The sequence below is a fragment of the Halopiger djelfimassiliensis genome (genome assembly GCF_000455365.1).
In the GTDB taxonomy this organism is placed as follows: Archaea; Halobacteriota; Halobacteria; order Halobacteriales; family Natrialbaceae; genus Halopiger_B; species Halopiger_B djelfimassiliensis.
This window is the reverse complement of the sequence record NZ_HG315686.1, coordinates 831,849-840,802: the sequence shown is the minus strand read 5'-3', so window position 1 is coordinate 840,802 and position 8,954 is coordinate 831,849. Positions and strand designations below refer to the sequence as shown.

General features: G+C 59.2%; 11 protein-coding genes, 1 tRNA gene and 1 pseudogene. 3 read left to right on the top strand and 10 right to left on the bottom strand.

All coding sequences use genetic code 11. The features are described 5' to 3' along the window. Nucleotides 1-203 precede the first annotated feature (203 nt). From TX80_RS15025 to TX80_RS15015, 3 genes are all read right to left on the bottom strand, one after another. Nucleotides 204-2,810, bottom strand: a complete 2,607-nt coding sequence (locus TX80_RS15025) for an efflux RND transporter permease subunit (RefSeq protein WP_049923964.1) — start codon at nucleotides 2,808-2,810, stop codon at nucleotides 204-206. Between the two features lie 194 nt (nucleotides 2,811-3,004). Then, nucleotides 3,005-3,280, bottom strand: coding sequence for a DUF7521 family protein (locus TX80_RS15020; protein WP_049923963.1), 276 nt, complete (start codon nucleotides 3,278-3,280; stop codon nucleotides 3,005-3,007). After that, the gene (locus TX80_RS15015; RefSeq protein WP_081661628.1) at nucleotides 3,277-3,654 is read right to left on the bottom strand and encodes a winged helix-turn-helix domain-containing protein; all 378 of its coding nucleotides are present in this window, start codon (nucleotides 3,652-3,654) and stop codon (nucleotides 3,277-3,279) included. The genes TX80_RS15020 and TX80_RS15015 overlap by 4 nt, the downstream gene beginning before the upstream one ends. A 416-nt stretch (nucleotides 3,655-4,070) precedes the next feature. On the opposite strand from TX80_RS15015, the gene TX80_RS15010 reads away from it, so the two are divergent. Then, nucleotides 4,071-4,511: a hypothetical protein gene (locus TX80_RS15010; protein ID WP_049923961.1), complete on the top strand. Its 441-nt coding sequence runs from the start codon at nucleotides 4,071-4,073 to the stop codon at nucleotides 4,509-4,511. 40 nt (nucleotides 4,512-4,551) lie between these two features. Here the strand turns inward: TX80_RS15010 and TX80_RS20115 are convergent. From TX80_RS20115 to TX80_RS14985, 6 genes and pseudogenes are all read right to left on the bottom strand, one after another. Next, nucleotides 4,552-4,668: pseudogene (locus TX80_RS20115) on the bottom strand (plastocyanin/azurin family copper-binding protein); the annotation flags it as partial. Nucleotides 4,669-4,818: 150 nt separating this feature from the next. Continuing rightward, on the bottom strand, nucleotides 4,819-5,013 hold the full coding sequence (locus tag TX80_RS15005; RefSeq protein ID WP_049923960.1) for a hypothetical protein: 195 nt from the start codon (nucleotides 5,011-5,013) through the stop codon (nucleotides 4,819-4,821). A 127-nt stretch (nucleotides 5,014-5,140) separates the two neighbouring features. After that, the gene (locus tag TX80_RS15000) at nucleotides 5,141-5,551 is read right to left on the bottom strand and encodes a CoA-binding protein (protein ID WP_049923958.1); all 411 of its coding nucleotides are present in this window, start codon (nucleotides 5,549-5,551) and stop codon (nucleotides 5,141-5,143) included. Nucleotides 5,552-5,629: 78 nt separating this feature from the next. Further along, nucleotides 5,630-6,250 (bottom strand): RAD55 family ATPase, encoded by a 621-nt coding sequence (locus TX80_RS14995; RefSeq protein WP_049923956.1) that lies wholly within the window; start codon nucleotides 6,248-6,250, stop codon nucleotides 5,630-5,632. Between the two features lie 163 nt (nucleotides 6,251-6,413). Then, nucleotides 6,414-7,268 (bottom strand): geranylgeranylglycerol-phosphate geranylgeranyltransferase, encoded by an 855-nt coding sequence (locus TX80_RS14990; RefSeq protein ID WP_049923955.1) that lies wholly within the window; start codon nucleotides 7,266-7,268, stop codon nucleotides 6,414-6,416. Between the two features lie 76 nt (nucleotides 7,269-7,344). After that, nucleotides 7,345-7,524: a DUF7511 domain-containing protein gene (locus TX80_RS14985; protein WP_049923954.1), complete on the bottom strand. Its 180-nt coding sequence runs from the start codon at nucleotides 7,522-7,524 to the stop codon at nucleotides 7,345-7,347. 180 nt (nucleotides 7,525-7,704) lie between these two features. Between TX80_RS14985 and TX80_RS14980 the strand changes: the two genes are divergently transcribed. Beyond that, nucleotides 7,705-7,779, top strand: a tRNA-Arg gene (locus tag TX80_RS14980). Between the two features lie 180 nt (nucleotides 7,780-7,959). Then, on the top strand, nucleotides 7,960-8,313 hold the full coding sequence (locus TX80_RS14975) for a hypothetical protein (RefSeq protein ID WP_049923953.1): 354 nt from the start codon (nucleotides 7,960-7,962) through the stop codon (nucleotides 8,311-8,313). Nucleotides 8,314-8,683: 370 nt separating this feature from the next. Here the strand turns inward: TX80_RS14975 and TX80_RS14965 are convergent, their stop codons facing one another. Beyond that, nucleotides 8,684-8,869: a hypothetical protein gene (locus tag TX80_RS14965; protein WP_049923951.1), complete on the bottom strand. Its 186-nt coding sequence runs from the start codon at nucleotides 8,867-8,869 to the stop codon at nucleotides 8,684-8,686. Nucleotides 8,870-8,954: the final 85 nt, after the last annotated feature.

Sequence of the window (8,954 nt, the reverse complement as noted above, 5' to 3'; positions counted from 1 at the left end):
TTAAGAAGTACCCTGCGGAAGGGAACCTGTAGGTTCTCGTATCAAGACCGATTCTGACACAGTGTAGATTCTTCTTCGTGCATCACTCCCGGCCAGACGGACACTATCGGCTAACATTCAGATCGTCGCTGGATCACAAAGTGGCCTCCCCGATTTGGAAAGTTACGACATCGGTGGAAGAACGCACGCGTGTTCGTTCGTGCTCAGACCAATCGTGTGAGCACGCGCTCCCGAACCACAAGCAGACACGGAAGCACCGTCACGCATGCGATGAACGCGTAGACGATACTCAACCCGGTGACGATGCCAAAGCGTTGGAGCGGGGGTGACAGCGCCAGTGTGAGTACCCCAAAGCCCGCCGCCGTCGTCACTGCACTTCCGAGCAACGCACCACCAGTTCCCTCGAGTGTCGTTGCCAGCGTTTCGACGAGCGAATCGTGGCGAGCGCGTTCGTCGAAGAACCGCTCACTGACGTGAATGCTGTAATCCACACCGAGGCCGATCGCCAAACTCGTGATCACGACTGTCTCACTGTTGAACGGAATATCGAGCACGGACATGGTGCCGAGCAACCACGCAAGCGCGATCAGAACGGGCACGAGCGTCACGACTCCCAACTCCGGTGTTCGGTACCGCCACCAGTACATGCCGATAAGTAGCGCGAGAATAACCCCGAGTGTGATAGCGAACCCTTCGACGAGCGTTTCGAACAGAGCACTCTGGACCACGGCAGTAATGATCGGACCGCCCGTTGCAATGGCTCGAACTGGGGCGTCCTCTTCGATGGTCGAGGCAACGTTTCGTACGTCCCCTGCGACCGACTGAGCCGAGGTGTCCCTCTGCACGCCGACAGTTAGCCGTGCAGATTCGTACGACCCGTTCTCGGCACGATAGAGGACCGACGATGCTTGTTCGGGAGCAGCATCGAACAGCAGGTCGTAGACTGCCGCGACGTCTCTGTCTGGGAGACCGTCACCGTCCGTATCACGGGCTTCGATTGCATCTGCGACCGTTTGATTTTCCGAGGCAACCGCACGAAGGACGGATGTTGGGCTTTCGATAGCGGCTCTTCCATCGGAACCGACGACGACCGTGCCGCTGCTGTTCGTATTCCGGGTCACATCGTCGGTTGCGGTGAGCAGTGCTGGCGCGGTCACGTTCCCGCGTATCAGTATCTGCCCCTCTGCTTCCTCTCCGCGTTGGCGGAAGTTGTCGCTCAGGTACTCGAGGTTCTCGCTCACCTCATACTCGCCGGGTGCGAACGGTTCCGGGAGTGTCTCCATCCACGGCGGTGCATCCTGCGGGATGAAATCCGCTTGGTTGAACTCGGTGTCGATACTCGTTGCGCCGTACGCGCCTGCGGAGGCGAGGAGCAACGAAAGGACGATGACGACGATTGGGGCGCGTCGGGCCACCGTAGCGGTGCCCGAGAGAACACGGTTCAGCCGCCCCGAACCAACGCCGACGGCGGGATTATGACGGCCGCGGCCACGGCAGTCAAAGAACCGTTCGAGTTCGAGTTTGATGGCTGGCACAAGCGCAGCGAAAACGACGAAGATCGCGACGATACCCACACCGCTCAGGATGGCGAAATCCTGAATCGAGCCCAGCGGACTGGTGTAGTTCGAGAGGAACCCGACAGCCGTCGAGAATGCGGCGGTAGCAAGAGCGACAACGACGCCGGCGATTCCGACACGCATCGCCGTCGTAGGGTCGCGTCGACCGACGTTCTCATCGGTGGTGTCGAGCGCTCCCTCTCGGGCTTCACGGTAGCGCATGACGACGTGGAGCGAGTAGTCGATACTGAGGCCAATAAGCAAGAACGGAACGGCGATCAGGGTCGAATTCGACGGAATCTCGAGCCACCCTTGTATGCCAGCGTACCAAACCAGCACGACGGCCACTCCGAAGAGGCTCACGAGAACGTCGATGAGGTCCCGGTAGGCAATCGTGAGGACGAGGAGGAGGAGGACGATGGCGACAGGCGTGATGATGATGAACGTGTCGCCGATCGCCTGCGAGGATTCCGCATCGATGATACCTTGTCCGAACACGAACGCGTCGTCGAAGCGCTTCTCGACGAGCGAACCGATGACCAGTTGTGCATCGTTCACCGTCTGGGGAGTCGCCGTCGAACTGCTCGGACTCCGTTGAAAGACGAGGGTCGTTCTCGCGTCGGCACTCGTCGTTCCTGGTTCGTAATCCGTCGGCAAAAATTGGGTTGGATCACTGCCGGAGACAGAGGTATTTGAGTCGAGGAGACGGCTGAGATACGTTTCGACTTCCTCGTCAGTGCTGGATTCAAGTGCTGTGATCTGCTGGTCGAGCGTCGGTGCTGACGACTGACCCTGCCCTGTCACCGACGTATTGTTTCCAGAACCCCTGTCGACAGCCGACGTGCCGGTGTTTTCACCCCGATCGTGGGCGTATGCAACGTTCGCAACGACGTTCTCGATGCCGATAATCCCCGTCCCGTCACGAAGTGTCGCATTGACCGATTCGTTTTCTCGGAGGGCCCGCTGAAGACGGAGGCTTTTGAGTAACGATTCGCGAGTGAGTACGTTATCACCCTCGTCCCTGACAACGACCTGTGAAACGACTGCATCGTCCGTCTCGTACGTTGCTTCGATGCGGTCAAGTGCCGCCTGTTCTGGGGAATCGATGTCGGCTTGGCCGATCTGTCCCTCCCCAGTCGTACCGACAATCGCGCCAGCACCAACGACGGCGCTGATGACGAGCAACAGTACGATGAGTAACCTACTCCGCGATGCGATTAGGTCCGCGTACTCGGACGCCAGGTTTCGCTTCATCGATTACCACCACCGCCTGTTATGGCAGGGGGTGAGGGATTTGACTGACTGATAGCTATGGTGGGCCTGTCCATACGCTCACTCCGATGAGGGTTGATAAGGAGAGATGGAAGGTTCCCAGGACATGGGAGAACTAGTCGTTGGGTCGACGAAACTAGCTCAAGGACTGATCTTCAGTAAGACCGATTCGGACGTTACGTCTGGCTGAGCCCATAGATCATCACGACGAACCCAATACTGATGATCACACTCTCGAGGGTCATCCCGATGATAGCAGAAGCTCCACCGATGTGATGGAACACTCCAACGAGAAACGTTCCAAGTGTGATGAGCGCCAACCCTATCGCAAAGAACTGGAGGCCCGCGATTCGCGTGCGATTGTACGCTCTGTATGCCATCAGAGACACAATCCCCCCGAGAACGAGGGCAGTAATCTTGACGACGCCGAGCAAAACAATAGATAGGTTCATTTCGACTCCTCCTTCATTGCGGACCAGAACGTTGCCATCCGATCTTCTGGGTCTTCTTTAGGTCGAGATACCTCTATCGTGAACTCGTCATCGGTGACACTGATCGAGATATCAGTAAAATCGCGTTCGTAGAGGGTCGCGTTTGGTCCGTCACGCCGAACCTCCGTATATTCACGGACAAGCATCGATTCGCGAAGCAGTTCGAGCTTCCGATACACCGTCGAACTCGATAGACCGCACTCCTCGCAGAGTTCGCTGGCGGACTTCGGTTCGTCCAAGAGCGTGAGTATGGTTCGACATTTATCGTCGTCGAGGGATTTCAACACCATCGGGAGGGCGGGTTCATTGGGTTCTTCGGACGACCATCGGTCCATTTCAGTCGATGATTCTCGGAATGAAATGTTCGACGGAATCAGTGATAGTCGATTCGGATCAACGTTTTGTTCGCTCATCTTAGGTGCTGTCTATTGTATACTCGCTGTGGCATTTCACGTGCGCCATGTTATATTGCTCAATTCTTCCGTCGTAGAGCGTATAGAGTCCACGGTCATTCCCAGGGTACTGGAATAGCACGCTGTGGTGCGTTACTGCTGTTTCTGGTCGTTCACAGGTACTCATCCCAGACTCTGGGACACCTCCTTTGATGTTTATATCCTGCCCCGAATAATCGACTGATGTCATACAGAGCTACTACCCGAGTCACCCCCAGAAACGCTGGGCGTATAAGCACAATGCGTCGATCGCGCAACTCCGTTTCGGTTGATGCGCAATCGAGCGCGGGGGTTCGTCAATGACGACTGTACTTGATGTAGTAATGACCATCCACACGGTCTTCGCTGCGCTGTGGACGGGTGGGACTCTCGTGATTGCAGGGGCTGTTATCCCGGCAGCGCGAAGCGAATTGCTGAGTGCGGAAGCGCTGACGCTTATCGCACGGAGATTCTGGCATCTTACGGGGGCCTCAGTCCTTCTATTGTTGTTCAGCGGCGGCCATCTCGCAGGAACCCTATATACTGCCGAATCGCTCCAGACGACGGGCCGAGGAAACCTCGTACTGGCGATGGTCGGCCTGTGGCTCGTCCTCGCAGTCGTGCTGTTCTTCGGGTTCCGTCGACTGACCGGCAGCCCATCTGAGACATCAGCGGTCGCGGCTGCAACTCAAGCGCGACCGTGGTTTCTCGGCGCGAGCGGTGTCTCGATAGCGCTGCTCGTCGTTGCCGGGCTTCTGTGAAGCGAGCCGACAGCAGTTATCAGAGCCGTTGAGGATGCCTCTACTTTGGAAAGACGTCAAAAGACGAATGACTGCCGCAGCGGGCATCACTCGACAACGACGACACCTTCATACCCATCGTTCTGTGCGGTTCGCAGACGTACTTGTAGGTGCCACTGTCTCAAACGTATGTGCGAACGGATAACCGCTTTCACCGATCAGTGCGCTCTCGAGAGCTCCGAAACACGGCCGGACAACGGTCGTCCGTCGTCTCCTGCCTTTCGCCATGCTCGAGGCGAGACATCGCGCTCGAGGCGGGGACGTCGCCTCAGCCCGGTGACGATGACCGATGGAGCGTGGTCGCGTCGACGACAGCCAGCCCCTCGTCGCGTTCGACCTCCCACACCCGGAGTACGAGATGGGCCTTGCAGTGGTGTTCGACCAACTCCATCCCAGTATTCCGGTTTTTGAGCACGAGTTGGCAGGTGCCGTCGTTCGAACAGCTCCCGGACCGGTCACACATGGGTACTGCTACTGTGTACAGCGCTTGCGGGTAAGTCTCTGTCGGTGACCACACCCCTTCCGCTGCCGTTCGTTTCAAACCAAGGCTGTCAGCCACAGCACCGCCGGTTTTGATGTCCCCCAATGCACTACGCACCGAGTCGTCGATGTTCGACTTTCAGACACCGATCCTGGACGACCTGCCGACCGTCGCGTTCGGCCCGTTCGGCCGCGTCGTCGTCACGAATCCCCTGCTGTGTCCAGATAACGTCGACGTCGTCGCGCTCGAGCGCCTCGTCGACGATATCGCTGACCTCCTCGCTCGGCCGGAAGATACAGACGACGTCGATCTCCGTTTCGACGTCCGAAAGCGTATCCGGAGCCGGCCGACCGAAAATCTCGTCGGCGTACGGATTGACCGGGATCACGTCGTACCCCTGTTCGCGGAGATAGCTCGGGACGTCGTGGGCCGCTTTGCCCGGCGTACTCGAGCAGCCGACGACCGCGATCGTTTCGTGAGCGAGCACGTCTCGGATCTCCGAGTCGGAATCGACCGCCATACTCGGCGGTAGTCGCTCGGGCCGTAAACCTCTCCGGGTCACCTCGTGGGCCGGCCAGAAGCGCCGGGGTCGGGTCGGTTACGTCGCGAGCCCGACCGTATTGATCTCCGGCCCGTTCTCGTCGCCCTGATCGACCTCGATGACGCCGTCGAACAACTGTTTGAGCGTGTTCATCGTCTGATCGTCGTGGGCGGTCGAGTCGACGACGTAAACGCCGAGGGCGTTCGCGCTCTGGATTCGGCCCGTAAACACGTGGAGGAACCGAAACACCGTCTGGAGATCCGAGTACATGAGCAGCGTCGAAATCGAGTACAACAGCACGCGGTTCTCGGTCACTCCACGTTCCTCGTAGAACTCCTGCAGGAACTCGGAGAGCTTGATTCCGATGCCGGTCATATCGACGGGCGAGGACGCGTACTTGACCCGTGGATCGGCTTCGATGGTGCCGATGCCGCGTTGTTTCGTGACACAGTCGACAATCCCGACGTCGACATCCCCGCCGACCCGCTCGGTAAACGCCGAGAGGATCTTCTCGGCGCTGTCTTTGGTCGTCACCACGATCGATCCGTCTCCCCTGTCTGCGCCGCTTGCGAGGATATCGAGCGCGATCTGACGTTTGCCAGTAAGCGGCGGGCCCGCGATGAGAACGTTCGTCCCCGGATCCAGTTCGGTGTCCGGGAGGACGTCTAGGTCATACATACCAGATACTCACATCCATCTGCGGCGGTGGTCGTCGTCACCGCTGGTACCGTTCAGGTTGGTATGTAGATTCGGTATTACGCTTATAGTACTTTTGATTAGCGCCCCACTAGCTCCGGTAACTTCGAAACGTTATCGGGATCCAATTCGAAACGTGAAGTTCCTAGAGGGCACCGAACTCGAGGGCAGTCCGACCGACGATAAACGCAAGCGCCGCGAGAAACATGCCGTACTTGAGCCGCGCCTGACCGGCCGTCGGGTTCTCGAAACTCTCGTAGGCCCCACCGAGCATGAGCACGTCGGCCGGAACGACGACGAGCAGGTACGTTCCGCCGAAGTACCCGAGCACGTACGGGATCGGACTTGCGAGCACGGCGAGTACGAGGAGGCCGCCGGCAACCACGAGCGCCCGCCGCTCGCCGATCGCGATCGGAAGGGTGTTGAGCCCCTCCTCGCGGTCGCCCTCGACGTCCTCGACGTCCTTGACGATCTCCCGCGTGAGCGTCGCGATCGCAGCGAGGACGAAGAGGACGACTGCGGGGCCGATCTCCCCGACCGACGCGGCGCCGAAGAGAAACGTACTTCCGACGAGATACGCGACCAGCGCGTTGCCCAGTCCCGGCAGCCCCTTGAAGACTTCCGTATACGCCACGAGCGCGACGAGGTTGATCCCCGCGATGGCGATCGCCGCAAGCGGCAGCAGGGTCACCGCGAGCGCAACGGCGATCACGAAGAGGACGACACTGAACGCCAGCGCTCCCCGAGGACTCACCGCCCCCCGCGGGATCGCCCGCTCCGGCTGATTGATCCGATCGATCTCCCGGTCGAAGTAATCGTTGATCGCGTTCCCCGCACCGACGGCCAGCCCGGTCGCCCCGACGGCGGCCGCCACCTCGAGCGACTGGTCTGTGACCCCGCCGGCGACGAACGCGCCGATAAACGTCAGCACGCTCGCGGCGATCACGTTCACCGGCCGCGTCAACTCGACCAACCCGCGGATCGTCTCCCCCGCTGTCATGGACGCAACTGCTCAACGGGACCGGTTAAACCGTACGATCCGCAACAGCGGCCGTCGCCGCTCGCTTTCGCGCCCGTTACCGCCACTCCTCGAGATCACAGAGGTCGTCGGCCGAAATCGAGAGCCACTTGGTCACCCGCTCGTCGCCGCTCGCATCGACCGGGACGGCCGTCCAGGTCCCCTCGTCGTCCGACAGCAACTCGAGCGGTGCATCGTCGTTTCCGTCCTCCGGAACGGGTGGCTCGTTGACCGTCATATCCCCGCATAGACCACCACTACATAGACCCCTTCCGGTGGTTTTCATTCGGTGGGAACGAGCCGTATTTTGGCAGCCGATCGCGGGCTCGAGTCGTCTCACCGCGGCGTGTGTCGACGCCTGTCGGAATCGGTGAAAATCGAGTGACTTATACGGACCCACCTGATACGGATCAGGTGCGGGCGCTTAGCTCAGTCTGGACAGAGTACTTGGCTTCGGACCAAGCTGTCGCGGGTTCAAATCCTGCAGCGCCCATCCTCTCACAACTATCCTCGAAGCCACGGGTAATCGCCATACAGCGTCGAGGCTACAGCTACGACTCGCACGACGGGTCGGCGATTTGAAGCTGTGAGGACTTTGGGGTCGGAGCCGTGCCACGATTCCTGCTGGAGCCAACTTGGCAAGAGGTAATAATCCCTGGGGTCACCCCCAACCATGGGAAACGTACCGGACGACATCGCTGAGACCGTAATTGAGGCCACGAACGAGTGGACCGAACAGTTCGAAGAAGCCGGCATCAAGCAGCCCCAGGAAGACCTCTACGTTATCGATATTGTTGATGTGGGGGAGCGCGATGACCAGCTTGCCATTGACCTTGACGGGGACGAAATCGTACGTATTCCTGATGGATGGCGCGCGGAGTGGGATAACCCGTCTGACCTATCGCTCGCTCCTGAGGCCGAGTTAGAGTACCGAGACAGTGAACCAGAGGGGCACTTAGTGATGGTCGCAGAGCAGCAGGTCGCTTTCATCCGGTTGGATTTCGTCTGCAACCTCGGCGCGGAGTAGGGCCGCGCAGCAAAGCCTATCTGTCAGCCCCCTGGAGTGTTGGTAAGATGGTGTCGAGCGAGCAGGGGTGGCTGGTCCTTCACTGGCGGGTTGACTCGTTCTCAACCTCGGTCTGGTACGAGCCAGCGGACGGGGAGATGAACATCTACCGAGGCGCAGCGTGCGATTGTGACGCTTGGGAGCGGCATCAAAGCCAGCCGCCGGAGGAGCGCACGTGCCCGCACATCCGTTACATATTAGCCTACATCTCGACGTATCAGGACTTGGGTCACCAGGAGGACCAGCTTATTGAACGAGATGTTGAGCTGGCGAATATCGAGCGGCTGCCCGCTCCTCAGGTGCAGCGGGCGTGGGGAAAAGAGCGGCGTGTTTAGAGGTCAAACTCGTCGGGGTCGAGGGCGTTCGCTTGGGCAATGCCCCGGAGTTCGTCTTTGCTCATAGTTTCGAGTTCGGCCACTTCGACTCCGATTGCGAAGGCGAGGACGGAGATGTCTGCGTCGTCGCTGTTCTTAGCCTGTTCGAGTTCGCGGAGCTTGTCAGCCTGGAACTTTGCCATACCTGTGTGGATGCACCCCTACCCTATTGATTTATGTAAATGATTCACTGATGCAAAGAAGAAGTGCAGCTCGTAAGTTGGTGAC